The following is a 25,256-nucleotide window of genomic DNA, read 5'->3' as shown; positions in this document are numbered from 1 at the left end:
AAGCGCTAAACAAAAAAATATGGTATTTAAGAGACCAACAGGTAGTCGCGACGACAAGCCGGGAAAAGCAACAGGTAGAAACTCTACCGGCAGAAGTTCAAGAAGTGATGATCAACCCAAAAGATCATCATCCGCTTCAAAAGGCAAGGCCACTCCAAACGGAGATAAAAAGAAATTAACCCGCCCGGAAAAACCTTTCCAAAGCAACAGGTTCAGTGACGACAAGCCTAAAAGCAGTTTTAGGGACGGTGCTTCATCTGGCGATAAAAAATCATCTACAAGATCAAGGCCATATTCTGGCCGCCCAACATCCGGCGATAGCGATAAACCTAAAAGCAATTTCAGGGACGGCGCTTCATCTGGTGATAAAAAAAGTTTTTCACCACGCAGCAAGCCATACTCTGGCAGGCCAGCATCTGGTGACAGCGACAGGCCGCAAAGAAACTTCGGCGCAAGCTCTGGTCCGAGTGAAAGAAAACCTTACTCCGGCAGACCATCATCCGGCGAAGGCGAAGAAAGACCTAAAAGAAACTTCGGCGCAAGTTCTGGCCCGAGTGAAAGAAAACCTTACGCTGGCAGACCATCATCCGGCGAGGGCGATGAAAGACCAAAAAGAAGCTTCGGCGCAAGTTCTGGTTCAGGCGAAAAGAAACCATACTCTTCACCACGTACGCGTAAATCAAATGCAGATTTTGGCGATAAGCCTAAAAGAAGCTTCGGCGCGGATAAAGGCGGCGAAGGTAAATTTGGTGCAGGAGCAGAAAGATCAACAGAGAAAAAATTTGGCGACAGGCCAGCCGATGGCGGATTTAAAAAACGCGAAGGCAGTTTCTCTAAAGATAAACCAGCTTACAACGCCGACAGGCCGCAACGCAAGCCGGTATATGATAAGATAACTAAAGATCTTGACGCGCCCGCAAAAACCATGCGTGGTCGTAAAAAACCTGCAGAAAGCAAAACAAAGGACGACGGACTTATCCGCCTTAACCGTTATATTTCAAATGCAGGTATTTGCTCACGCCGTAAAGCCGATGAGCTGATCATTGCCGGTGTGGTATCGGTGAATGGCGTAGTAGTTGATGAGCTGGGTGCTAAAATTGATCCCATGAGAGATGAGATCAAATACAATGGCTCAACCCTGCGCCGCGAAAAAATGGTTTACGTATTATTAAATAAACCTAAAGACTATATAACTACTACAGAAGATCCGCAGGAACGCCGTACGGTAATGCACCTGGTTGAAAAAGCAACTAAAGAACGCATTTACCCAATTGGCCGTTTAGACAGGAATACCACAGGCTTGTTGTTAATGACAAACGATGGCGAATTGGCCGACAAGCTTTCGCACCCGCGCAGTAACATCAGCAAACTGTACCAGGTTGAACTAAGCAAAAGCTTATCACAAGGCGACCTTAACAAAATCATTTATGGTGTTGAGCTGGAAGACGGTTTAATAAAACCCGATTCGGTATCATACGTAGCCGGTGGTTCAAAAAGAGAAGTAGGTATACAGATACATAGTGGCAAAAACCGTGTGGTACGCCGCATATTCGAAAGCCTTGGTTACGAGGTTGTAAAACTGGATAGGGTGGTTTATGCCAACCTTACCAAAAAGGATCTTCCGAGAGGCCGCTACCGCCATTTGGAAGAAAGTGAGATCATCCAGCTTAAACACCTGATAAAATAATAATAAAATGCCTCGTTAACCAACGGGGCATTTTTTTTGCCGATTTTGTTAACTTGCGTTCCTTAATCAATTCTTACCCATATGAAAAAAGTCCTTTTGATCATAGCGATGCTATCGCCGCTGCTTAATTTCGCTCAGGATAAAAAACTAATCCCCAAAACGTTTGATCTTGTTGTGGGCACCTACACCACCGGCACAAGTAAAGGTATTGTGGTTTACCGTTTTTATACCCAAAGTGGTAAGCTGGCTTATTTAAGCCAGGTAGACGGTGTAACCAATCCATCCTATTTAACGCTAAGTAAAAACAACAAATTTATTTATGCGGTAAACGAGGTGACCAAAGGTGAGGTAAGCTCATTTACATTTGATGCTAAAACCGGCAGAATGGATTTTATCAATAAGCAATCATCCTTAGGAGCCGATCCTTGCTATATCGCTGTTGATAAGGCACAAAAAAATGCTTTTGTGGCTAACTATTCAAGCGGACAGGTTACGGTATTGCCTATAAATAAGGACGGTTCATTAGCTAATGGCAGTGAAACTGTGCGTAATGACGGGCATGGACCAAACAAAGAGCGCCAGGAAGGGCCGCATGCGCATATGAGCATCCTATCGCCAGATGAAAAGTATTTGTTTTATAATGACCTTGGCACTGATAAGATAAACATCTACCGCTATCGCGCTGGTAAAGAGTCGCCATTAACAGCTGCCAATCCTGCTTTTGTTAGTGTTACGCCTGGTAGCGGTCCGCGCCACCTGGAGTTTTCGGCTGATAAAAAACGTGTTTACCTGGTAACTGAAATGGGATCAAATATTTTTGTATTTGATTATGATAACGGTAAGTTTAAACAAAAACAGGTAATTACCTTATTGCCCGATGGCTTTACAGGCAAAACTGCGGCAGCGGCTATCCATATATCTCCGGATGGAAGATTTCTTTATGCCTCAAACCGTTTAGAAACCAACGAAATCAGTTGCTATGCTGTAAACCAGGAAACCGGCGAACTTACATTTGTGTCACGCCAGTCAACCTATGGCAAAAACCCGCGCGATTTCGCTATAGATCCTTCAGGAAATTATTTGGTTGTAGCCAACCAGGGCAGCGACAATATGTTTGTATTTAAAATAGATCAAAATACAGGTAAATTACAACAAACAGGTATTAAGATAGACATAGGAAACCCCGTTTGCCTGAAGTTTACTTCGGCTGAATAATTAGGTGAAGGGTAAAAGGTGAAAGGTAAAAGGTCTTTTAGGGACGTAAGGGTTTGATGGGCAAAGGATAAAAGACGCAGCTACAGATTGCTTCATATAAAAGTAAAAAGGGTAAAGGCATAAGTGAATCACATCACCTTTCGCCTTTACCCTTTTATTTTGACCTAAAAAAAGGAGAACCTTTTACCTTTCTCCTTTTACCTTTAACCTAAAGATTTACCTTTTCCCTAAAGAGATTACGGATTTTTAGTAAACGAATAAATGATATATCCTGTTCCACCACCTACGGTAACCGGCGATTTAAGCGTCATGGCCGAGCCATCATTGTTTCCAATATCTAAACGGTAGCCTTCTGCTACGTTCTTAGCTTTATCACCTTCAAATATTTTTTTGAACTGGAATTGTGTACCTGTTGTTCCGCCGTTAAAAACCGACCAAAATATGGTTTGTGATGTACCATTAGCCAGGGTATAAATGCCGTTACCACTATTGGTTAGTTTCCAGGTGCTACCAACAAATGCTTCCGGGGCAGCCTGGTCAAATACGTTTTGAACCGCATTTTGAACCAAACCATCGTATTTCACATTATTAAGCGTCCACGTGCCAACAAATTTGCCGCGGGATACATTGGTTGAAACTGTGTTTTTTGTAGATGAACAGGCTGATAATACAAAAATGAGAGATAGAATTGCAATCGGGGTTTTAAGTAACTTTTTCATGACAGTAGTTTATTTAAATGCTCATTAGCATAAATCCTGCCAAAACGCTTAACTCACTTCAATACTTTTTAATTTAAAGCTTTTTTTAATCTCCAGTAAACGTTCATTAATTGAAGCGCTAACCTGATCCGCTTCTTTTACTTTCTTCAGGCTTTTTGCAAAACGATGATCGGTATCTGTTGAAAAGAAGCTACGTCTTATTTGAGTTATTATTTTCATGAGGCGTTCGGTATACTGCCTATTTACGTATTAATAGCGTAAAGGTTACATGAAAATTAATCATAGCTTAATATTCTACCTGGTGCTTAAAAAATTAACCAGTAGTTCCATCGCCTTAGCGCGGTGACTGATTTGATTTTTCGCATCCATGCTCATTTCGGCAAAGGTGATATTGTAACCATCCGGCTCAAATATGGGGTCGTATCCAAAACCATCACTACCACTGGGCTCGGTGCGAATACTGCCCTCTACCGTGCCGTCAAAAAAATGCTCCTCTCCGTTCCAGATCAGCGATATTACCGTGCGGAAACGGGCCTTGCGGTTGGTTTCGCCTTCCAGGTTATCCAAAACCTTTTTAATATTAGCAGCATGGTTACCATGCTCGCCCGCGTAACGTGCAGAATATACTCCGGGCTCGCCATTAAGGGCATCTATCTCCAGGCCGCTGTCATCCCCAAAACAGTCCAGGTTATATTTTTTATAAATAAACTGGCTTTTTATCGAAGCGTTCTGTTTAAAAGTAGTGCCTGTTTCTTCAATATCATCATAGCAGCCAATATCATTAAGGGTGCGCAGGTCAATTTTACCATCTATTTTGGCGGCTACCTCATCAAGCTTATGGCGGTTATTGGTTGCGAATACTAATTTCATTTTTGGGATGTAAGGACTATCAGACAAAGGATTTTTAATTATTTATGGTTGAGAAGAATAAGCTTCACTTAGGGTATTTACTCCTCATCGTGCTGATTCTTTCTTTAACTCTTTCAAGAATACCTTCACTTAAATCATTGTATATATCCCGCAAAAGGTAATTGCTTTTTGAGGGATCAAGTTTATCGTTAAACTGATTGATGTCCAAGTTAAACAGAATTTGACCAAAGCGCTGAGCAGGGTTTTCTTCCGCATACTTAGTCAAAATATCTATGATCTCTTTATTAAACTCACTGTGATCGTTCATAACCAGTTATAGTGTTTTCATTTGTTCCCAAAAGGCTTTTTTATGATCAACACTGTCCATCATATCGCCAAAGGCAAAACTATAAAGGCCGGTAAAGCCGCCTAATGATTTGGGGGTATTTAATACCAATGGCGGAATACCTTGTGGCAGGGCTTTATTTCCCAATACCAACAATTTTGCGGGCTTAAAAAATTTCAGCAATTCATCATAATGAGTATTCACCTGCTTAGCCAAGTTAACAATGGCCAAATCATCAACAGCAAGGTCCTTTCTTTTAATGATACTGGTAAGCGCGGTTAAGTGCGCCTCATCAATAAATTCCAAATCGGGGTAATGCACCAGCACCAGAAAGCTCTTTAAATTTTTCCCCAGATAATTAAAACTAACGGGCAGCGTTTTTACTTCGGGTTGTAACGCTGCAATTACCGGTTCAGGTTGCCTGGCTACTGGCATCGCCTCCCTAATTATAGGCGTGACTTCCTCCGCTATTGGTGCGGCCACAGCTATATTTTCATATAGTAGCTTATCGGTATTTAGCAGATAAAGCTCATCCTGTAAAATAAAGCGCAGGGCAACCGGGTTTTCAACTTTCACTTTAACAAATTTTAACCAAAAGTAGTTAAACGGTTTCAAGCATTATAACCATATTAGCACAATTATAGCAAACTGTGTTTTATTGAAATTAATTGTACAGCTATAATTAATAAATTTTACCGAAATTTGAAGTTTTAACGGATGCATTTAATCCGTTTTATTTAGTACATAAGCATTACATGAGAAAGTTAGGGTTATTAGTTTTAAGTTTTATTTCTATTATATCAGTTACCAGGGCACAGGTAAAAGCAGATTCGGCCAAAACTGCAAAGGCCGATACTACTACCACAGCAAGAACACCAGGCAAAACGCTGGATAAAATTGCAGCCATTGTTGGTAACAGCCCCATACTACTATCCGATATTGAACAACAATACGCCCAATATCTGGTACAGGGCATGCAGCCAAACCCGGATATGAAGTGCCGCATACTGCAATCATTATTAACTCAAAAACTGTTGGCCCAACAAGCTATTATTGATAGTATTGATGTTAAAGACGATGATATTGACGCCAGTGTTGACCGCCGTATGCGCGAAATGATGCAACGTGCCGGAGGCCAGGATAAACTGGAAGGTTTTTTAGGCCGTTCACTTATCCAATATAAGGATGAAATACGCCCCGACATGAAAGAGCAAATGATTGCTCAAAAAATGCAGTCAAAAATTACCGAAAAACTGAATGTTACCCCTCAGGATGTTAAAGATTATTTCAATACCATTCCGAAAGATAGTTTACCATCTTTTAATAAAGAGGTAGAGATTGGTGAGATAGTTTTTCAGCCCAAATTGAATAAAGAAGAAAAAGAATTATACAAGCAAAAGGCCGAAGAACTGCTGGCCAGGGTTAAAAAAGGAGAAGACTTTGGCACTTTAGCAAGGCTTTACTCACAGGATCCACAATCTGCAGTTGAGGGTGGCGACCTTGGTTTTGCCGATCGTACCATATTTGTAAAAGAGTTTACCGCCAACGCTTTTAAACTTAAAGCAGGGCAACTATCACCCGTATTTGAAACCGATTTTGGATTTCACTTTTTACAGGTTATTGAGCGCCGCGGAGAGCAGGTACACGTAAGGCACATATTAATCTCGCCGGCCATAACCCAGGCCAGTTTGGATAGAGCTAAAACCAAAGCTGATAGCATTTATACGCTGATACTGGCAAACAAAAAAACATTCGACTTTTCGGCTGCTGCAGCCTATTACTCAGATGATAAGGAAACCAAATTCAATGGCGGTATGATGCTAAATGCCGAAAACGTGCAAAACCGCTCAACCTTTATCCCTACCGATAAGCTTGACCCTAAAGTTGCACTTACTATTGATACCATGAAAGTTGGCAGCATTTCAAAACCCGATTTGTTTACCGGCGCCGATGGCAAAAAGAGTTACAAAATTTTATATTTGAAATCAGCTACCGATGCGCACAAGGCAAACCTGGCGCAGGATTTCCCTAAATTAAAGGAGTTTGCTTTTGAGGATAAAAACAGCAAAACGGTAAACAAATGGTTTGATAAACGCCGCAAGGAAACTTTTATCAAAATTGACAAGGAATACCAAACCTGCGATATCCTGAAAAAATGGGTAACAACACCAACAAGTACAAGCGCCCAAACTAAATAACACCCAATCTATGCCACACCGTTCTGATGTTGAAGCAGCCGATGCTTTAAAGCTTGCTTACCAGCAAATACGATCCGAAATTGGAAAAGTAATCATTGGGCAGGACGAGGTGGTAAAATTTGTGCTGATATCTATTTTCAGCAACGGGCATTGTTTACTGGTAGGCGTACCCGGCCTTGCTAAAACCCTGCTGGTGCAAACCGTATCGCAGGTACTCGACCTGGATTTTAAACGCATCCAGTTTACACCCGATCTGATGCCATCAGACATCATCGGCTCAGAAATTTTAGGCGAAGACAGGAATTTTAAATTTATACCCGGCCCCGTTTTCAGTAACATCATCCTGGCCGATGAAATAAACCGTACCCCGCCAAAAACACAGGCTGCCTTACTGGAAGCCATGCAGGAAAAAGCGGTTACCGCCGCCGGTATAACACATAAGCTTGCAAAACCTTTTTTTGTACTGGCTACCCAAAACCCCATTGAGCAGGAAGGAACCTATCCCCTGCCCGAGGCACAGCTTGACAGATTTATGTTTAACGTTGCATTAGATTATCCCTCATTTAAAGAGGAATTGCAGGTTGTTAAAAACACCACAAGCACATTAAAGGTGGACGTTAAAAAAATACTGAACGCCGAGCAGATCACTTACTTTCAGCAACTGGTGCGCAACATCCCGGTTACCGATCATGTGATGGAATACGCCGTAAAGCTGGTATCAAAAACCCGCCCCAATACCGAGTTTGCCACACCACACATCAACCGTTTACTTACCTGGGGTGCTGGTCCGCGCGCATCACAGTTTTTAGTTTTGGGCGCCAAATGCCATGCTGTTATCAACGGCAAATACTCGCCCGATATTGAAGATGTACAGGCCGTTGCCAAACCTATTTTAACCCACCGCATTGTACGCAGCTACCATGCCGAAGCAGAAGGACTATCGGCTGCTGACATTATTGAGGGGTTGTTTTAACTGAACCTTACCCATGCAAACATTATTACAGCTACAAAACGGCGAACTAAAAGGAGCCGTTTCGTTGTCGCTCGCCGAAGGGCTTTCTTCTTTTCCGGAAGAAATATTTGAACTGGCAGATACGCTGGAAACGCTTGATCTTTCGCGGAATAACCTTAGCTCATTACCCGCAGATTTTGGCCGGCTTAAAAAGCTGAAGACACTTTTCTGCTCAGAAAACTCATTCACCATATTACCCGAAGTTTTAGCCGATTGTCCGCTGCTGGATATTGTTGGATTTAAAGCAAACCAAATAACAACTGTACCGGCAAGATCCCTTAACCCCAATCTGCGCTGGCTGATACTTACTAATAACAACATTACAAAACTACCGGCCGATATAGGCAATTGCACAAGGATGCAAAAGTTAATGCTTGCCGGTAATAGGTTGACAACGTTACCCAAAGAACTTAGTAACTGTAGTAACCTGGAGCTTTTACGAATCTCGGCCAATAAGCTAAGTAGTATGCCCGAGTGGCTTTTACAAATGCCGAAATTATCGTGGCTGGCATTTTCAGGAAACCCTTTTAGCGAAAAACCTATTGTGAAACCACTTGTTTTGATTAACTGGCGTGATTTGGAGATCAATTATAAGCTTGGAGAAGGCGCATCGGGCATTATATCCAAGGCAACCAGGCAACTGGCGGGCCAAATAGAAGAAGTAGCCGTAAAAACCTTTAAAGGCTCAGTCACCAGCGATGGATTGCCGGAAGATGAGATGGATGCCTGTATTACCGCAGGAGTTCATCACGGATTGGTAAAACTAATTGGCCAGATAACAGCCCATCCCGAAGGTAAACAAGGTTTAGTTATGCGTTTGATCCCCTCATTTTTTTATAACCTCGGCTTACCCCCCAGCCTGCAAAGTTGCACCAGGGATGTTTTTAAGGAAAATATGGCCCTTTCTGTTCTGCAAATACTTAAAATAGCCCGTACCATTGCCTCAGTTGCCGTTCAATTACATGATAGAGGCATTATGCACGGTGATATGTACACCCATAATACCTTAATAGATGATGAAGGAAATACTTTATTTGGCGATTTTGGGGCCGCTACCTTTTACAATAAAACAGATAGCAAAATAGCATCAGCACTTGAGCGGCTTGAAGTAAGAGCTTATGGCTGCCTGCTTGATGATCTGCTTAGCCTTAATGATGAAGCAAAAAGCGATGAAAATTTAATAAAGATCGCCGGTATCAGGGATGCTTGTATGGCAGCAGATGTTTCATCCAGACCGGGCTTTCGATTCTTGGAACATCAATTACTGCAATTACAATGAGATTATCTAAAATTGGGCTTTAACCAACAAATACTTGTCCCCCGGCTTTTATGGTAACCGGGGGAGATATTTCTCTATTGCTCAAACATTGCCAACATATTCTTTATCGCATTGGCCGAGTGTAATGATGCGGTTGATTCCAGCGTTATCCTTCCAACATCAGCAAATCTTGCGCACATTTGTTTTTCATAGCTTGCAATAGCCTTTTGCATATTAGTAAATGCCGGATTGGTTAAACATTCGCTTAATTCCAACGCATCCAACATAGCCATATTTACACCTTCTCCGGCATAAGGTGGCATCCAATGGGCGGCATCGCCCAGCATGGTTATATTGGGTATTGTTTCCCAGCTTTGATCTAAGGGCATACAATATTGCGGCCTTACAATAAAACTTATTTTATCATTTTCAAACAATTCCAACCAAACACCGCCCCATTCAGAAAATTCCTTTTTAAACCAGGTCAGCATTTCTACATTGTCTTTAAAATCTATTCCACTTTCACGAAACCAAAATTCATCCGTTTTACAACCTGTAGCAAATCCCAGGCTACCATCGCCTTTTGAACTTACAATTAAAGATTTCTCATTTCCAAAAGCAAAAATTTTCCCGCCCTTAAGCAGTTCGTGAATTTTCGGCGTTATTTTTTCCGAATCGCTTACAAATCCCTCTACCATTGTGATGCCTACATAAAAAGGCTTTACGGCAGTTATGTATGAACGAATTTTAGAATTAGCCCCATCCGCCGCAATTACAATATCTGCCATAGCTGATTTGCCATCTTGAAACTCAAGCTTCCAGGAATCATTAACCGGCTCAAGTGATACAATATGGCTGTCCCAAACCACAGTGCCCGGTTCTAATGATGCTAACAAAATATCCCTTAACGGGCCCCGGTCAATTTCTGGCCTAAACCATTCATTTCCGAATGCTTCAACTGTTTCATATACGTGTTGATCAAACACAATATTTGCCTTATAATCTACGATGCGGATTTTGTCTGCTCCTGGTCTGTAATTGGCTTTAAAGGCCTCCATTAAACCAGCTTTTTTTAAAGCTGCTAATCCAGATTCCTCGTGAAGGTCAAGAGCACCACCCTGCACCCGTACATTCTTATTTAAGTCTCTTTCATATACTTTCACATCTGCACCGTTCATTTGTAAAAGCCGAGCAAGTGTTAATCCGCCGGGGCCACCACCTACAATTGATATTTTTTTGTTTTCAATTAACATATTTTAAATATTAGTTTTCTCAATCATCTTACGCGTTATGCTTATTAAGACGATTGAGAAAAGAAAATACTTTAAATTTTATTCTCCTTCCATAAAAAACCTGAAATGTTAAATATTATAATTTAACATTTTCCATACACCTCATTTCATTAAATATTCATTTATTCCCCATAACTTTATCAAATGTCATCCCATCATATTGTTCGCGAAAAACAGGAGCCTGCATTACTGGTGCTGGGGATAGATAATTTTGAGGAAGAACTGCTGGGCCAACTACTGGAGTGGAGCCCAACAGTGATCACGATACCCGATACTGCCGAAAAGCTAAACAGTTTTGGGATCAAGGTAGATTGGATAGTTAGCTATGGAGATGAGGTGATCCAGCAATCGGATATCAAGCTGATACCGGCGGCAAATGATAGCCTTGCCGTTACAGCATTAAAGTTCCTTACGGCTAATAGCTATCCGGCGGTGAACATTATTACTGACGAGTTGGCATTAGACGATTTTTTGCCCTATGCTGATAAAATTAACCTGGTTATTTTTAACAACCGGCAAAAAATTTATCCCGTTACATCGGGCTTCAGCAAATGGAAACCGGCCTGCGAGCAAATTGAGTTATTAACATTACCTAATACACTGCAATACAAAGGCTTGCAAAACACCGGGCACGGGATTTATAAAACCACCGGTGATGGTTTTTTTAGCCTGCAGTTTGAAGAGCCTTTTTTACTGATTGCGGAGGCTTTAAATTGATAAGCGCAGTGTAATAAAAACGGCTTTTTAGGGTTGTTGTTAAGGTGAAATTTATATTGGTGTGCTTTTTGTATTATGTTGTAAATAATTATTAAATATCAATTAAACCGTTTAAACATTCTTTAGTCTATACTTATATCATCAGCAAAATACCTGCTGAACAGTTAAAAAACTTTCGATCATGAAAAGGACATATAAAAATTTATTTTCATTCGCTATAGCAGGCCTGTTGAGCTTGCCTTTAGCTTTTACAGCAAATGCACAGCATAGAGGCGGCGGTGGCGGCGGAAGCAGCAGCGGTGGCGGCGGTTCAAGATCTGGCGGCGGTGGCGGCGGAAGTGTTGGCGTTTCCCGTTCTTCAGGTGGCGGCAACGTAGGTGTTGCCCGTCCTTCATTTAATGGTGGCGGCGGCAGTGGTCAGCGGTCAGCTATAGCCCCGGTATCCCGTGGCTTTAGCGGCAATGGTAATGTAACCCGTGGTAACGTAAATGTAGCCCCTCAGCGTGGCTATGGCAACAGGACAAATAGCGTAGCTGTAGCTCCTCAACGCAGTAGCATGAACGGGGGCGGACAACGCGTTTACAGCGGTACCCGTAGCTATAACAGTGTTGACAGGCGCGCTTATAATGGCGGCCGTGGTTCTTACTACAATGGCGCTAACGGATACGGCAACAGGGTTTATGCAAATGGTTACCGGTATGGCGGCCGTGGCGGATATTTTGGAAGCCATGGATACTACCCATATCACAACTATTATAACTCATACTATTATCCACGTATTGGTTTCAGCATAGGGTTTTTGCCTTTCGGCTATTATCCATTCTGGTACGGCGATTATCAATATTACTATAGCGATGGTTTATACTACCGTCAATATAATGATCAATATACTGTTGTTGAACCACCTATAGGTGCCGAAGTTAAAAACCTGCCATCAGATGCCAAGTCTATCAGCATTAATGGCGAGCAATACTATGAATCAAACGGTGTATACTATCAACCATATACCAAAGATGATGGTACACAGGTTTATGTAATTGCAGGTAAAGATGGCGAGTTAAATACCGATAATGGCGGCAATGGCGATGTTCAGCAAGGCCCGCAAATAGGTGATATTGTTAACCAGTTACCTGATGATTGTAGAAAAATAAAGATCAATGGCGAAAAGCTGTTTGTTTCTCCCGATGGTTATTACTATCAGGAAAGTAAAAATAATAATGGTGATACCGTTTACAAAATTGTAGGTACACCATCTGACGAGCCGGATCAACAATAATAAATTCAATTCAATTTTTTTTATGCAGGCGCAGGCTGTTTCAGTAATGAAGCGGCCTGCTTTGTTATGGGCCAATACTGAGCAATTCGGCGGAACATCCTGTTATTTAATTGGGGCTCATTAAACGCTATAAAAGTATTAATGGCATACCCGGTAAATAGCTATTTTTACCATACCCCATTGCATATTACCGAGCATGAAATATTTAACAGCTTTATTCCTTATTATTATATTGTCAATAAGCGCGCAGGCATCGCCGGCCGATTCCCTCACGCTGTACCGGGCCGATAATCCCCTCATTCAGTACGTTGGCAGGGTTGATCTGTCGAACCCATTAAGGCCAAGGATGTGGTCGCCTGGTGTATATATCAAGGTGCGCTTTAGAGGTCGTAAATGCCAGTTACTTATTAACGATCAGGAGATGTATGGCAAAAGCCATAACTACCTGGAGATTGCCGTTGATAACAAAAAACCTTATCGTATACAAACCACCGGCAAAACCAATGTGATCACTATAGCCGATGGATTGGATGAAGGTATACACACTGTGTTGATCTGTAAAGACACCGAATCAATGATCGGGTTTATTGATTTCCTTGGCATCCGCTGCAACAAGCTGTTAGCAACATCAAAGGCAAAGCATAAAATAGAGTACATCGGCGATTCAATCACCAGTGGTGCAGGCATGGATCAATCAGTAGTACCTTGCGATAAAGGCGAATGGTACGATCAGCACAACGCCTATATGAGCTACGGACCAACCACATCGCGTAATTTAAATGCCGACTGGCAGCTTACTTCTGTAGCCGGTATTGGCCTTGTACATAGCTGTTGCAATATGAACGTAGTTATGCCACAGGTATTTGATAAAGTATACCTCCGCAATGATTCCATAGCATGGGATTTTAAGCGCTATCAGCCAGATTTGGTTACTATTTGCCTGGGGCAAAATGATGGCGTACAGGACTCGGCCTTGTATTGCGGCGCGTACCTTCAATTTATTGGTACTATAAGGCAAAGATACCCCAGGGCCGATATTGTTTGCCTAACCAGCCCAATGGCAGATGGCAAGCTAACAGATGCCCTGCAACGTTATATTAAAGCAATTACAGCCTATGCGAATGCCAACGGCGATAAAAAGGTATATAAATACTTTTTCTCGCGCAGGTATTATAACGGCTGCGGCACCCATCCCGATCTTGACGAACACCAGCTTATTGCCGCTGAATTAACAGCCTATTTAAAAAAGCTGAAGGGATGGTAATAAACCGGTCAACCCGAGAGATTTAGAGCGTGCAGAGTTTTATTTTACAAACCCATACCCAAACAATCATAAAACACGTTGCTTTGTAATAAATAAGGCATCTATGAGCAATATTCTACATATCCTTAATGGCGATTCTACATTATACGGTTTCAATCAAACCGGGCTTGATGGCGATGTAATGGTTTGGCGCGAAGTATTATCCGAGGGGCCATTGCAGGAAAATATTTCATCGGCAAGTTTCTGGACAGCGCGCTCCGAATGGATCAGTAAAACATTTAATGAGCCTGTTGAAGATTATCAGCATAAAATGATTGAAGAACTGGGCAAGTTGAATGGATCTTATGACGAGATTAACCTCTGGTTTGAGTTCGACCTGCATTGCCAGGTAAATCTATTGGGGGTGATGCAAATGTTAAATCAGCAAACCAATATGTCATTGCCAGCGGTATACCTTATTTGCCCGGCATGTTATCCGGGAATAGATGATTTTAGGGGGATGGGTGAGTTAAACGGCGATCAGATGGAAGACCTTTATGACAGCAGGGAGCAGCTAAGTGAATGGGAATTTGAACTTGCCGCCGAGGCCTGGCCATTGTATGTAAATGGCAATCCTGATGATCTGCAGCTATGGCTTGATGAAAACTCGTTTTGGGGAATATTGCACCTGCTTAAGCCTGCCCTGCAAGCCCATATAAAAAGGCTACGAACCAATACCGACGGCCTGAATTATATAGAACAAACGCTATTGGATATTTATAACAGCGGCATCAAAACCAAAATTGAAATATACCAGGCCTTTTGGTCCACAGAAAAAATTTATGGTATGGGCGATTCGGAAATTGATATTTATCTTAACCGCCTTAAACAAAAGCAACTTATTGAACTATAATAATGACTAACACCTATATTATCAGCGGCGCCGGCAGTGGCATAGGCAAAGCCATCACTCAAAAACTGGCTAATGATGGTCACAATTGTGTTTTACTTGGCCGCAATGCCGATAAGCTGCAAGAAACTTTATCAACCCTACCCAAAGGAGAGCACCTGATCCTTATTGCAGATATAGCCAATAAGGAAAGCTTAGCTAATGCACTGAAGCAATTAGGAGATACAGCTGTAAACGGCCTTGTAGCCAACTCTGGCATTGGCGGCGAAAATTACTGGGGCAACGATGACCGGTGGGGAGATATTATTAACACTAACCTTACCGGCACCTACAACTTTGTAAATACTTTTTTACCTGCCCTGCAAGCATCAGGGAATAATAAACATATCCTCATTACTTCATCGGTATTGGCCAGATTGGGTGTGGCCAATTATTCGGCCTACTGTGCATCAAAAGCGGGGTTACTTGGGCTGATGCGTTCATGGGCAATACAGTTTGCCCCACAACAAATATTGGTAAATGCTATTTGCCCCGGTTGGGTTGACACAGAAATGTCGCAAAACGGATTGCAGGGTATTGCAGATGGCATTGGCATCAGCAAACAGGAGTTTTATGAAATAGCCATGCAAAGCGTACCCCTAAAACGCATGAGCCAGCCCGAAGAGGTTGCTAACCTGGTTGCATACCTGCTAAGCCAGCAAAGCATAACCGGCCAAAGCCTGGATATCAACTGCGGAGCTATAATGAACAGCTAAACATTAAGGTACCGTGACCGCTATGGTAGGCGATCGTTCACTCTCATTCTTCATTCTGTCAAGTGCCGTCACTACATAAAAATACGTCTTGCCTTTTTGAACCGTATTATCCTCATAGGTAAGGTTAGTATTGTAGATGATCTTCAGGATGTTTTTAGGGTCGTCGATATTTATTTTCTCATTATCATTCTCAAACCGGTATATCACGTAGCCATATACCGCTTCTTCATCCTTAGCAAGCGTAGGTGTAAGCCACTTTACCATAACGCTGTTTTTATTTACAATCGGCCGGACGGTAACATTTTGCGGGGCATTAGGGGCAACAGAATCGCGCCAAAGCATAACCGGGGGCAACGCCGGGTACCTGTAATAATTGTTCCGCAAAGAATCGGTAATACCAAGCGGATTATTGGTAAGCGAACTGGAGCTGAAATAAACACTTCCCTGCACCCGCGGATTATTCCTGATCATGTTGATCTGTTCGGGCACCTGGCCGGGGTTTTTAAAGGCTGCTGTTTTACGCTCATTAATGCGGTAAGCCGCCTGCCCTATGTACAAATGCCGGCCGAAGGTATTATCGCTCCACCAGTTTAACAATTTATCAAAAGCTGCCGCCCGGTTGCCTATAGGCCAGTACAATTGCGGGTTTATATAATCAACCCACCCTTCTTTGATCCACTCGCGTGAGTCGGCGTAGTTTTCATAATAGGATGATCCTCCATTTGTTTCAGATCCCTCGTCATTCTGCGATTTATTAGCCCAGATGCCAAATGGGCTTACACCAAATTTAATGTCCGGGTCATGCGCATGCACGCTATCGCCAATCATCTTTATTAACAAATCGACATTATGACGGCGCCAATCTTTTACATTATCATATCCTTCGCCGTATTTGGCATAGGAGGCGTCATCGTTTATTTTTTGCCCGGCAATAGGGTATGGATAAAAATAATCATCCATATGTACGCCGTCGATATCATAATTATCAACCACATCCAATATCACCTGGACAATATAATCGCGCACTTCCGGCAACCCGGGATTAAATGTTTTGATACCGCCATAGGTAAAAAACCACTCCGGCTTTATTTTAGTAATATGCTGCGGACTAAGTGCCGCAAAATTACCATCAAAAGTTGCTCTGTAAGGATTAAACCAGGCATGCAGTTCCATTCCGCGTTTGTGGGCTTCGGTAATAGCAAACTCCAGCGGGTCATATGCAGGGCTGGGTCCCTGTCCCTGTTTGCCCGTTAAATATTTTGACCAGGGCTCGCGACTTTTCGCGTAAAAAGCATCGGCAGCAGGCCTTACCTGTAGCATAATGGCATTAATGCCGGTTTCCTGGTGCGAGTTTAATATATCAATCAGTTGTTGCTTTTGCTTTTCGGATGTGAATTTGGCACTGGTTGGCCAGTCGATGTTTACTACGGTTGCTACCCACACCCCTCTAAATTCGCGTTTGGGTTCGGTCTTAGCTGCTACAGGCGCATTTGTTGGTTCAGCCGGTTGTGCCTTAACGCTTATAACAATAAACAGGGTGGCTATCAATAGTAAAAACGGGCGGTATATATGCATTAAACCTAATTAATTAAAGATGCAAAGATATAAAACTCATATGGTAGGGGTTTTATTATACTATATAAATTTGCCCCCATATTGCGATTTTGGCTTATTGTACTTATTTTTATCCTTTACCAACGCCATTTTAAAATCTCAATTTTTAAAAAAAATCATATTTTAAACCTTTTTACGTTTAATAGCGTTGTGTAAATACTTTTAAACAACACTTAAAATTGTAATAAAAACAAGTAATATCAATTAATATAGATATGCTTGTAAACTAAACACCACAGTTAAACAGAAGTTTTTTTTAAAATAGCTTTCTACTTAAAACTGTATTTAAACTTTAAACATTTAATTGCTATGGAAAATCAATCTGGGCAACCACCTAAAAAAAATTCAAACGTAATTTACTTTCTTATTGTGGTGGTACTGGCTTTATTGGGTACCGATGTGTACCTGTACCTCCAAAAAAACAAATCGGATGTGCGGATAGTCACCCAACAGGATGAACAAACAAGGTTAAAAGCTGATCTTGACAGCCTTGAGGCCCAGGTTGATCAGGTAACCGCTGGCAAGGCCAAAATGTCGAAAGAGTTAATCGCAAAAAATGATTCGTTAAAGGCAAAGATCCAGGTATTAAGAACCCAGCTGGCAAAAGGGAAACTTACCAGGGTCGAATTGGTAAAAGCCGAGGAAGATGTTAAACAACTCCGGTACTTTGTAACTAAATATACAGCTGATATTGAAGAGCTGCATAAACAAAACGCAACGTTAGCAACCGAACGGGATACCTTAAAAAGCAACCTGGCAACTGTTGCTAAAAAGGCCGATACCCTTCAGAAACAAAATCAGGACCTTGATGCTAAAGTAAAAGTAGCACAAGCCATAAAGCTGGCTACATCAAATATAGTAGCCTACAAAATTAAAGGCAGCGGCAAAGAGGTTGACGTTACCCGTGCCGGGCCAGCAAAAAAAATCAAGATCAATTTTACTGTTGCCAGCAACACTTTGGCTACAAAAGCACTGCATGATATTTATGTACGCATCATTGATCCAACAGGCAACCTGATCACCGCACCTGATGGCGGAACTTTCACTGCCGATAACGCAGACCTGCAATACACCTATAAAACATCTATTGATTTTAAGGATGACGGTACCGAGTATACCATTGATTGGGTTAATCCAACGCCTCCATTTGTAAAAGGCACCTATACCGTATTGCTGTATGCCGATGGCAGCACAATGGGTAAAACAGGTTTTACGCTTAAATAAACAGCTTAATTAAATATGCAAGGCCCCGTTTCGTAATACGAAGCGGGGCTTTTTGTTGTAACAATATTTTTTCAATACAAACTTTTTAATATTCTTTAAAAAGTTTAATTTGCATAACGTTCCAATTAAGTATTCTGTACAAACCAAATTCAAGTATGAAAAAACTATCCCTGTTGCTATGTTGCTGTAGCCTGCATCTATTATCATTGGGCCAGGTGACCAATAATGGCTTATCTATTATTCCAGAACCTGTTAAGGTTATTAAAAAAACAGGTAATTTCATTTTACCCAAAACAGTTATTGTTGAGGCCGGCAAACAGCCCGAGCTAAGTCCGGTAATCAGCTATCTTAAAAACAAGTTAAATACCGCCGCAGGTATAACGGTAACTACTAAAAGTGTAGCGCCCACCGCATCAATCAAACTTGTACTTAATAAAAAGGTGGATACCCTTTTAAAATCAGAAGGCTATTATTTATCAGTAACAGCAAAAAAGGTGGTAATAAGGGCAAATGAAGCCGCAGGGTTATTTTATGGCTTGCAAACCTTTATCCAGCTATTACCAAAAGAGATTGAAGGCAAAGAACTGGCAAAGGGTGTTAAGTGGACAGCCCCTGCCGTTGAGATAACCGATTACCCCAGGTTTAGCTGGAGAGGCTTGATGTTTGATGTATCGCGCCACTTTTTTACCAAAGCCGAGGTTGAGCAGTATATAGATGCCATGGTTAAATACAAGCTTAACCTGCTGCACCTGCATTTAACCGATGATGAAGGCTGGCGGGTTGAAATTAAAAGCCTGCCAAAACTTACCACGGTTGGTGCTCATAATATTAAAAAAGTTGGGCAGTTTGGCACTTTCAGCCAGCCCTCGCCAGATGAGCCCCGTACCTATGGTGGCTTTTACACCCAGGAAGATATTAAAGACCTGGTACAATACGCAAAAGACCGCTTTGTAAATATCCTGCCAGAGATTGATGTACCTGGCCATAGCCTTGCTGCTGTTGCCGCCTATCCAGAATTATCATGTACGCCCGGTGCCGATAAATACGTAGTAAACTCTGGTGAGCCCTTTATGAAATGGGAAGGCCAGCACAACACCGCTATTGTTGATAACACATTATGCCCCGCCAACGAAAACGTATACGAGTTTTTAGATAAGGTTGTAACCGAAGTAGCCCAGCTTTTCCCTTTCCCATACATCCACATGGGTGGCGATGAGTGTGCCAAAAACTTTTGGGAACAAAGCGAGGCCGTTAAAGCATTAATGGTTAAAGAAAACCTGAAAACCCAACAGGAAGTACAAAGCTATTTTGAAAAACGTTTGGAAAAAATAGTTGAATCAAAGGGTAAAAAATTCATGGGTTGGGATGAGATCCTGGAAGGTGGCTTAGGCCCCAATGCCGCGGTAATGAGCTGGAGAGGTATCCAAGGAGGCATTGAAGCAGCTAAAATGGGGCATGATGTAGTAATGAGCCCAACTACTTTTGCTTACCTTGATTACATGCAAAGCGACGTGAACGAGACCCATGTTTACGCTAAGTTGCGCCTGAATAAAACTTATGAATTTGAACCTGTACCCGAAGGTGTAGATGCCAAACTGATAAAAGGCGGGCAGGCCAATTTATGGACAGAGCAGGTTTACAACATGCGTCAAGCGGAGTATATGACCTGGCCAAGAGGTATGGCTATTGCCGAATCGGTATGGTCGCCAAGGGAAAAAAAGAATTGGAATTACTTTTTCGGGAAGGTAGAAAAACAATTTGAACGACTTGATGAATCTGAAACCAAATATGCGCCAAGTGTTTATGATCCCTCATTTAGCGCTATCCGCAATCCCGATAGTACATTAAAGATCACTTTAACCAATGAGGCACCGGGATTAGAAACTTATTACAGCTTTGATAACTCATTGCCCGATAATTTTTACCCTAAGTATACCAGCCCAATAGATGCGCCTAAGGATGCAACGATGCTGAAAGTAATAACCTACCGGGGTAAAAAACCTATTGGCCGTATGGTTACCATGCCATTGACTGATCTGGCAAAAAAGATTAAATAAAGGATTTTTGGAGCAAGGAACAAGGATATATAGATACGGAAGCAATGAGTTTATGATCCTGCTATATCCTAAGCCACTTTAAAAACTATAAAGATTACAAACAAGAAAGCCTTTCGGGTATGAACCGAAAGGCTTTCCTGTTTTTATATAAGCAATGTCCCCGCCATTAGCAATTGAACCCGCGATCCTTTATCCAAAAACCCTTGCTCCTTGCTCCAAAAATCCTTGCTCCAACAAATCAATGTTTGTTTCCAAACCCAAATTCCCTGTAGGTATCGGGCATGGTGCCATTATTGGTAAAGGCAAAAGTGTAGGTAGTGCCCCAGCTTTCAAAATCGGCCTTTTTATCTTTGGATGCCTCTATATGTACCGAACTTAACATATAGATTCCTTCCCGGCTTAGTTTAAAGTAAATAAGCCCGCCCGCGTCAGCGCTCAGTTTTTGAGAAAAAACATTACCGTTGATGGTTTTAACATACAGAATAACTACGGCATCCTTTAATGGTTTTCCGTGAAAAAGCACCTCGCCTGTTACATCATCACCGTAATCAGATCTGTAGGGATTTTGTTTGATAATAATTTCGTAATCCTCGTTCAATGGTTTGTCAAAATCTCTGTCATTCGGTTTATCAACAGCAATAAGCGTTTTTAAATAACGTGTGGATTTTTCTACAAAATATTGCTGGTTATTGCTTTTTGCATCTTCGGCAATTTTATCAAGTCCCTCACTATTGAGGTATTTTAAAAACTTATTCCTTTCCGATTCTACGCTTTCACTTTTAACCACCTCTACCATGGCTAAACCAGCGCTCTCCAGTTTATAGTTTAAAATATTGGCTGATGTATCTTTAGGAGACTTACTTAAATCAGTTTGTTTCTTGCCCTCGTACAATACAAATTTGGATATCTTCCCGCTTTCATACTTGTATTCACCTTCTTTCACAAATTCATTCCCGCTTAATAAATGCAGATTGAGCTTATCGCCCTTTTTCATATAGAAGTTACCGGGTAATAAAAAATAATCTTGAGAAGAGGCCGCAAAACCAATGAGCAACAACACCACCAATAGTAAAAATCCAATTCGTTTCATAAGTTCTTTGTTAGGATTACCAAACATACAAAGTTTAACTCGAAAATATTATTTTTTAGCCTTGTTGAGGGCTTCCCCATTTAAAAACTTCAGTAGTTTTACATTATGATTTTCGATCGTAAAAACCTTGATACCGACACTTTAGTATCTTTTTACAAAAAATTGTTGCTTCCGCGCCTGGTTGAAGAGAAAATGCTGATCTTATTAAGGCAAGGCCGTATTGGCAAATGGTTTTCAGGAATTGGCCAGGAAGCCATTGCGGTAGGCAGCACATTAGCCATGGAGGCCGATGAGTACATTTTGCCCATGCATCGTAACCTGGGCGTTTTTACAACAAGGGATATTCCCCTTTCGCGTTTAATGGCACAATGGCAGGGCAAACCATCGGGCTTTACCAAGGGCCGCGATCGCTCTTTCCATTTTGGCACGCAGGATTATAAGATCATCGGGATGATATCTCACCTGGGGCCTCAACTGGCCCTTGCAGACGGTATTGCGCTGGCTGATAAACTATCCAATCAAAAGAAAGTAACCCTGGTATTTACCGGCGAGGGGGCTACCAGCGAAGGTGATTTCCATGAGGCGCTTAATATTGCCGCGGTTTGGAATCTACCCGTTATTTTCCTGGTAGAAAACAATGGTTACGGCCTATCGACCCCAACAAACGAACAATACCATTGCAGCCAGCTGGTTGATAAGGCCATCGGCTACGGCATGGAAGGTCGCCGTATTGATGGTAATAACATTTTGGAGGTATACCATACTATAACCCATATTAAAAATAGCATCCGCGAAAATCCCCGCCCGGTTTTGCTGGAATGCATGACCTTCAGGATGCGCGGGCACGAGGAAGCATCAGGGACAAAATATGTTCCGCAAAACTTGTTTGAGTGGTGGGGCGCCAAAGATCCGCTGGCCAATTTTGAAAAATATTTATTGAACGAAGGCATATTGCTGCCAAACTGGATCCCGATCATCAAAAAAGAATTTACGGCGCTTATCGAGTCAGAGTTTGAAAAGGTTTATAGCGAGGCCGATATTATTCCGGATGTGGAAACCGAGATTGCTGATATGTACCGGTCATATCAATTCCCGGCAAATCAGCCATCGGCTACGCCAGCAACCAGCAAGCGTTATATTGATGCTATAAGTGATGGTTTGCGGCAGGGCATGCGCAAGCACCCCAACCTGGTGATCATGGGGCAGGACATTGCCGAGTATGGCGGCGCTTTTAAAATTACCCAGGGCTTTGTTGAAGAGTTTGGAAAAGACCGGGTGCGTAATACGCCCATTTGCGAATCGGGCATTGTGGGCGCGGGTATGGGCCTGGCGCTAAACGGCTACAAGGCTATTGTTGAAATGCAATTTGCCGATTTTGTAACCTGCGGCTTTAACCAAATCATTAATAACCTGGCCAAAACGCATTACCGCTGGGCACAGGCAGTGGATATGGTAGTACGGATGCCTACAGGCGCAGGCACAGGAGCGGGTCCCTTTCACTCGCAAAGTAATGAGGCCTGGTTTACCAAAACACCCGGACTAAAGGTTGTTTACCCGGCCTTCCCTGCAGATGCTAAAGGATTATTGCTGGCCTCTATTGACGACCCCAACCCGGTGATTTATTTTGAACATAAATACCTGTACCGGAGCATCAGCGGCGAAGTACCGGATAATGATATATTGATAGAAATAGGCAAAGCCAATATTGTACAGCAAGGCGAACAAGCCACCATTGTTACTTTCGGCTTGGGTGTACACTGGGCCCTGGAGTACGCGGCTAAGCACCCGGATCAATCTTTAGAGATCATTGACCTGCGCAGCCTGTTGCCATGGGATAAAGAAGCAGTTGAAAAAAGCGTACAAAAAACTGGTCGCGCATTGATACTGCATGAGGATACCCTTACCAGCGGCTTCGGTGCCGAAATAGCGGCCCACGTTGCCGAGCATTGCTTTAAATACCTTGATGCCCCTGTAATGCGCTGCGGCAGCCTTGATACCGCTATACCGATGAACAAAGCCCTGGAAGACCAGTTTTTGGCGAAGGCAAGGTTAGGGGAAACGGTGGAGAAGTTGTTGGGGTATTAAGTGGAGTAAGAAGAGCCTTGCATATTTGTGATGGCGAAGAATCTGCCATATTTGCAAAACCCTTTTTGTCATCCTGAACGCAGTGAAGGATCTGTTATTCGCCATGCTTATTCGCCCTGTAAAGTCTGCGAATAGATACTTCGTTCCTCAGGATGACAAACCGTTTAAAATGTCAATTCTCCTTCAGAGTCCGGGGTTGTATTTCTCTGGGTAATCTTTGCTCTTAAATCTTTAGCCCTTTCCTCCTACTTCCATTTTAAACTCTTAATCAACACCTCCAGATCTTTCTTAACAAAATTAAGTGCCGGCTGAATGGAATCCAGCTTTGGTTCAGAGTTAAAATAAAGTGCGCCGCGGAGATAGTTTTTTGTACTATCTGTTAAGAAAAACTGCACAGATGAAGCCGAATTACCATCAATGGTATAATAAATACCATAAACCTTGCGCTCGGGATAGGCCATTATGCCCTCATCAATAGAGGTTGCTTTTACTGTATGTTTAAAAGCGAAGGTGCGTGCATCCTCCACCAGTTGATTGTATTCTTTTTTTGAAGTAACCGGCTGATAGCTTAAATGCAAGGTGGCGTTAAATTGAGGAAACTGCATGTTAACCCAACATGGCTTGGCATTTCTGCTCAAATCTGGCTCAATGAACGCATATTTAGGGTAGCTAAATGTGTAAGGGCAGCCTGCGGTATAATCCTGGTATTCCTTTTTCGGGAATTTTATGCGAAAATAACCCCGCGGCTTGGGCGAATAGTCATGATTGCCACCGCAGGCAGCAAACAATAACAACACCACAACTAATAAACCGGCATATCTCATGCGCGCAAATCTTTAGTATTCCATATTTCCCAGGATTTCTCTGCCTGTAATACCAGCATTTCGTAACCATTTTTTGTGGCCGCTCCCTGCTCACGCCCGCGTTTCAAAAACAGGGTTTCTTCCGGATTGTATATCAGATCGTACAGTAAATGTTCATCAGTAATAGCTTCATAAGGAATAGGCGGGCACTCATCAATATTAGGGGCGGTACCCAATGGTGTGGTATTGATGATGATCTTATGTTTCTTTATGTGATGCGGTTTCAAATCGCTGAATAGCAAGTGATCGGGGTGCGGTTTGCGGGTTACCGTTTTATAAGTGATGCCCATATTCTCCAACACACATTTTACTGCTTTTGCCGCGCCGCCATCACCCAATACCAATGCCTCGTCATTAGTATCATTGATGAGTGGCTTTATCGACATCTCAAAACCATACAAATCTGTATTATAACCTTCAAGCCTGAAATCGTGACCTTGTACACCAACTTCGCCGGTAAAAGCCGCCTGTAGCGGACTTTCCGCACTAATGCAGATGCAATTTACGGCTCCGGCTGTACGGGCATCGTGCTCTATCCAATCCAGAAATGGTATAATTGAAACCTTATGCGGAATGGTGATATTAAGACCTACCAGGTTAGGGTTCTCGTCCAGCAGATCCTGAAGATCCTTGATATGCTCAAGCGGGTATAGGTCATAAACCGCATCTTCAATGCCCTCGGTTTTAAATTTCTCGGTAAAATACTTTTTTGAAAAGGAGTGCGAAAGTGGAAAACCTATCAGCCCGTAATGTTTCATGTATTATAATTTGTTATCCCCTAAAATGAATGCCTAAAGATATACACAGAAACGGTAACTGCCATATCCAAAATTATAATAGACTATT

The 25,256-nt window shown here is 42.3% G+C and carries 23 protein-coding genes; 13 read left to right on the top strand and 10 right to left on the bottom strand.

Annotated features, from left to right (window positions below):
• Positions 1-19 precede the first annotated feature (19 nt).
• Both AC1D0K_RS25560 and AC1D0K_RS25555 read left to right on the top strand, forming a co-directional pair.
• Positions 20-1,687 carry a pseudouridine synthase gene (locus AC1D0K_RS25560; protein ID WP_477391501.1) on the top strand — a complete coding sequence of 556 codons (1,668 nt, stop codon included), beginning with the start codon at positions 20-22 and terminating at the stop codon, positions 1,685-1,687.
• An 81-nt stretch (positions 1,688-1,768) separates the two neighbouring features.
• Entirely contained in the window at positions 1,769-2,902 is a 1,134-nt protein-coding gene (locus AC1D0K_RS25555) for a lactonase family protein (RefSeq protein WP_295716856.1), read from the top strand.
• A gap of 236 nt (positions 2,903-3,138) precedes the next feature.
• On the opposite strand, the gene AC1D0K_RS25550 is transcribed toward AC1D0K_RS25555, so the two are convergent.
• The 5 genes from AC1D0K_RS25550 to AC1D0K_RS25530 form a co-directional block, all read right to left on the bottom strand.
• On the bottom strand, positions 3,139-3,621 hold the full coding sequence (locus tag AC1D0K_RS25550; RefSeq protein ID WP_477391500.1) for a hypothetical protein: 483 nt from the start codon (positions 3,619-3,621) through the stop codon (positions 3,139-3,141).
• Between the two features lie 48 nt (positions 3,622-3,669).
• Positions 3,670-3,840, bottom strand: coding sequence for a hypothetical protein (locus tag AC1D0K_RS25545; protein WP_477391499.1), 171 nt, complete (start codon positions 3,838-3,840; stop codon positions 3,670-3,672).
• 75 nt (positions 3,841-3,915) lie between these two features.
• On the bottom strand, positions 3,916-4,491 hold the full coding sequence (locus AC1D0K_RS25540; RefSeq protein ID WP_477391498.1) for a non-canonical purine NTP diphosphatase: 576 nt from the start codon (positions 4,489-4,491) through the stop codon (positions 3,916-3,918).
• Positions 4,492-4,555: 64 nt separating this feature from the next.
• Entirely contained in the window at positions 4,556-4,798 is a 243-nt protein-coding gene (locus tag AC1D0K_RS25535; protein WP_477391497.1) for a hypothetical protein, read from the bottom strand.
• A 6-nt stretch (positions 4,799-4,804) separates the two neighbouring features.
• A complete protein-coding gene (locus AC1D0K_RS25530; RefSeq protein ID WP_477391496.1) occupies positions 4,805-5,392 on the bottom strand; it encodes a hypothetical protein in 588 nt (195 codons plus the stop codon).
• Between the two features lie 179 nt (positions 5,393-5,571).
• Between AC1D0K_RS25530 and AC1D0K_RS25525 the strand changes: the two genes are divergently transcribed.
• The 3 genes from AC1D0K_RS25525 to AC1D0K_RS25515 are packed head-to-tail and all read left to right on the top strand — an operon-like array spanning position 5,572 to position 9,305.
• Positions 5,572-7,014 carry a peptidylprolyl isomerase gene (locus tag AC1D0K_RS25525; protein WP_295716846.1) on the top strand — a complete coding sequence of 481 codons (1,443 nt, stop codon included), beginning with the start codon at positions 5,572-5,574 and terminating at the stop codon, positions 7,012-7,014.
• Between the two features lie 10 nt (positions 7,015-7,024).
• A complete protein-coding gene (locus tag AC1D0K_RS25520; protein WP_295716844.1) occupies positions 7,025-7,987 on the top strand; it encodes an AAA family ATPase in 963 nt (320 codons plus the stop codon).
• A 13-nt stretch (positions 7,988-8,000) separates the two neighbouring features.
• Positions 8,001-9,305 carry a leucine-rich repeat domain-containing protein gene (locus AC1D0K_RS25515; protein WP_477391495.1) on the top strand — a complete coding sequence of 435 codons (1,305 nt, stop codon included), beginning with the start codon at positions 8,001-8,003 and terminating at the stop codon, positions 9,303-9,305.
• A 74-nt stretch (positions 9,306-9,379) separates the two neighbouring features.
• Here AC1D0K_RS25515 and AC1D0K_RS25510 read toward each other — a convergent pair whose 3' ends face one another.
• Positions 9,380-10,537 (bottom strand): FAD-dependent oxidoreductase, encoded by a 1,158-nt coding sequence (locus AC1D0K_RS25510; protein ID WP_477391494.1) that lies wholly within the window; start codon positions 10,535-10,537, stop codon positions 9,380-9,382.
• Between the two features lie 183 nt (positions 10,538-10,720).
• Between AC1D0K_RS25510 and AC1D0K_RS25505 the strand changes: the two genes are divergently transcribed.
• The 5 genes from AC1D0K_RS25505 to AC1D0K_RS25485 all read left to right on the top strand — a co-directional run bounded on the left by AC1D0K_RS25505 (position 10,721) and on the right by AC1D0K_RS25485 (position 15,477).
• Positions 10,721-11,293 carry a thiamine diphosphokinase gene (locus AC1D0K_RS25505; protein ID WP_477391493.1) on the top strand — a complete coding sequence of 191 codons (573 nt, stop codon included), beginning with the start codon at positions 10,721-10,723 and terminating at the stop codon, positions 11,291-11,293.
• A 556-nt stretch (positions 11,294-11,849) separates the two neighbouring features.
• Entirely contained in the window at positions 11,850-12,569 is a 720-nt protein-coding gene (locus tag AC1D0K_RS25500; RefSeq protein ID WP_477391523.1) for a DUF6515 family protein, read from the top strand.
• Positions 12,570-12,765: 196 nt separating this feature from the next.
• Entirely contained in the window at positions 12,766-13,833 is a 1,068-nt protein-coding gene (locus tag AC1D0K_RS25495) for an SGNH/GDSL hydrolase family protein (RefSeq protein ID WP_477391492.1), read from the top strand.
• Positions 13,834-13,936: 103 nt separating this feature from the next.
• Positions 13,937-14,725, top strand: coding sequence for a DUF1835 domain-containing protein (locus AC1D0K_RS25490; RefSeq protein WP_477391491.1), 789 nt, complete (start codon positions 13,937-13,939; stop codon positions 14,723-14,725).
• A gap of 2 nt (positions 14,726-14,727) precedes the next feature.
• Positions 14,728-15,477 carry an SDR family NAD(P)-dependent oxidoreductase gene (locus AC1D0K_RS25485; protein ID WP_477391490.1) on the top strand — a complete coding sequence of 250 codons (750 nt, stop codon included), beginning with the start codon at positions 14,728-14,730 and terminating at the stop codon, positions 15,475-15,477.
• Positions 15,478-15,480: 3 nt separating this feature from the next.
• Here AC1D0K_RS25485 and AC1D0K_RS25480 read toward each other — a convergent pair whose 3' ends face one another.
• Positions 15,481-17,052 carry a glycoside hydrolase family 10-like protein gene (locus AC1D0K_RS25480; protein WP_295716831.1) on the bottom strand — a complete coding sequence of 524 codons (1,572 nt, stop codon included), beginning with the start codon at positions 17,050-17,052 and terminating at the stop codon, positions 15,481-15,483.
• A 348-nt stretch (positions 17,053-17,400) separates the two neighbouring features.
• On the opposite strand from AC1D0K_RS25480, the gene AC1D0K_RS25475 reads away from it, so the two are divergent.
• A complete protein-coding gene (locus tag AC1D0K_RS25475; RefSeq protein WP_295716830.1) occupies positions 17,401-18,315 on the top strand; it encodes a hypothetical protein in 915 nt (304 codons plus the stop codon).
• A 155-nt stretch (positions 18,316-18,470) separates the two neighbouring features.
• Entirely contained in the window at positions 18,471-20,372 is a 1,902-nt protein-coding gene (locus AC1D0K_RS25470) for a beta-N-acetylhexosaminidase (RefSeq protein WP_477442224.1), read from the top strand.
• A gap of 238 nt (positions 20,373-20,610) precedes the next feature.
• Here the strand turns inward: AC1D0K_RS25470 and AC1D0K_RS25465 are convergent, their stop codons facing one another.
• Positions 20,611-21,462, bottom strand: coding sequence for a DUF4198 domain-containing protein (locus tag AC1D0K_RS25465; protein ID WP_477391488.1), 852 nt, complete (start codon positions 21,460-21,462; stop codon positions 20,611-20,613).
• Between the two features lie 105 nt (positions 21,463-21,567).
• Between AC1D0K_RS25465 and AC1D0K_RS25460 the strand changes: the two genes are divergently transcribed.
• Entirely contained in the window at positions 21,568-23,547 is a 1,980-nt protein-coding gene (locus AC1D0K_RS25460; protein ID WP_477391487.1) for an alpha-ketoacid dehydrogenase subunit alpha/beta, read from the top strand.
• Positions 23,548-23,792: 245 nt separating this feature from the next.
• Here AC1D0K_RS25460 and gldD read toward each other — a convergent pair whose 3' ends face one another.
• Both gldD and AC1D0K_RS25450 read right to left on the bottom strand, forming a co-directional pair.
• Positions 23,793-24,371, bottom strand: coding sequence for a gliding motility lipoprotein GldD (gldD, locus tag AC1D0K_RS25455; RefSeq protein WP_477391486.1), 579 nt, complete (start codon positions 24,369-24,371; stop codon positions 23,793-23,795).
• A complete protein-coding gene (locus AC1D0K_RS25450; RefSeq protein ID WP_477391485.1) occupies positions 24,368-25,168 on the bottom strand; it encodes a shikimate dehydrogenase family protein in 801 nt (266 codons plus the stop codon). Before AC1D0K_RS25450 ends, gldD begins: the two co-directional genes overlap by 4 nt.
• Positions 25,169-25,256: the final 88 nt, after the last annotated feature.

It is taken from the genome of Mucilaginibacter sp. P1_A3 (genome assembly GCF_056406855.1).
This window is presented reverse-complemented; position numbering and strand designations above follow the sequence as displayed.

Coding starts and splice junctions, on each gene's coding strand:
- AC1D0K_RS25500 (WP_477391523.1), top strand. CDS start 11,850: ATGAACGGGGGCGGACAACGCGTTTACAGCGGTACCCGTAGCTATAAC.
- AC1D0K_RS25465 (WP_477391488.1), bottom strand. CDS start 21,462: ATGAAACGAATTGGATTTTTACTATTGGTGGTGTTGTTGCTCATTGGT.
- AC1D0K_RS25515 (WP_477391495.1), top strand. CDS start 8,001: ATGCAAACATTATTACAGCTACAAAACGGCGAACTAAAAGGAGCCGTT.
- AC1D0K_RS25450 (WP_477391485.1), bottom strand. CDS start 25,168: ATGAAACATTACGGGCTGATAGGTTTTCCACTTTCGCACTCCTTTTCA.
- AC1D0K_RS25535 (WP_477391497.1), bottom strand. CDS start 4,798: ATGAACGATCACAGTGAGTTTAATAAAGAGATCATAGATATTTTGACT.
- AC1D0K_RS25505 (WP_477391493.1), top strand. CDS start 10,721: ATGTCATCCCATCATATTGTTCGCGAAAAACAGGAGCCTGCATTACTG.
- AC1D0K_RS25550 (WP_477391500.1), bottom strand. CDS start 3,621: ATGAAAAAGTTACTTAAAACCCCGATTGCAATTCTATCTCTCATTTTT.
- gldD (WP_477391486.1), bottom strand. CDS start 24,371: ATGAGATATGCCGGTTTATTAGTTGTGGTGTTGTTATTGTTTGCTGCC.
- AC1D0K_RS25475 (WP_295716830.1), top strand. CDS start 17,401: ATGGAAAATCAATCTGGGCAACCACCTAAAAAAAATTCAAACGTAATT.
- AC1D0K_RS25510 (WP_477391494.1), bottom strand. CDS start 10,537: ATGTTAATTGAAAACAAAAAAATATCAATTGTAGGTGGTGGCCCCGGC.
- AC1D0K_RS25480 (WP_295716831.1), bottom strand. CDS start 17,052: ATGCATATATACCGCCCGTTTTTACTATTGATAGCCACCCTGTTTATT.
- AC1D0K_RS25490 (WP_477391491.1), top strand. CDS start 13,937: ATGAGCAATATTCTACATATCCTTAATGGCGATTCTACATTATACGGT.
- AC1D0K_RS25560 (WP_477391501.1), top strand. CDS start 20: ATGGTATTTAAGAGACCAACAGGTAGTCGCGACGACAAGCCGGGAAAA.
- AC1D0K_RS25540 (WP_477391498.1), bottom strand. CDS start 4,491: ATGAAATTAGTATTCGCAACCAATAACCGCCATAAGCTTGATGAGGTA.
- AC1D0K_RS25545 (WP_477391499.1), bottom strand. CDS start 3,840: ATGAAAATAATAACTCAAATAAGACGTAGCTTCTTTTCAACAGATACC.
- AC1D0K_RS25495 (WP_477391492.1), top strand. CDS start 12,766: ATGAAATATTTAACAGCTTTATTCCTTATTATTATATTGTCAATAAGC.
- AC1D0K_RS25555 (WP_295716856.1), top strand. CDS start 1,769: ATGAAAAAAGTCCTTTTGATCATAGCGATGCTATCGCCGCTGCTTAAT.
- AC1D0K_RS25460 (WP_477391487.1), top strand. CDS start 21,568: ATGATTTTCGATCGTAAAAACCTTGATACCGACACTTTAGTATCTTTT.
- AC1D0K_RS25485 (WP_477391490.1), top strand. CDS start 14,728: ATGACTAACACCTATATTATCAGCGGCGCCGGCAGTGGCATAGGCAAA.
- AC1D0K_RS25520 (WP_295716844.1), top strand. CDS start 7,025: ATGCCACACCGTTCTGATGTTGAAGCAGCCGATGCTTTAAAGCTTGCT.
- AC1D0K_RS25470 (WP_477442224.1), top strand. CDS start 18,471: ATGAAAAAACTATCCCTGTTGCTATGTTGCTGTAGCCTGCATCTATTA.
- AC1D0K_RS25525 (WP_295716846.1), top strand. CDS start 5,572: ATGAGAAAGTTAGGGTTATTAGTTTTAAGTTTTATTTCTATTATATCA.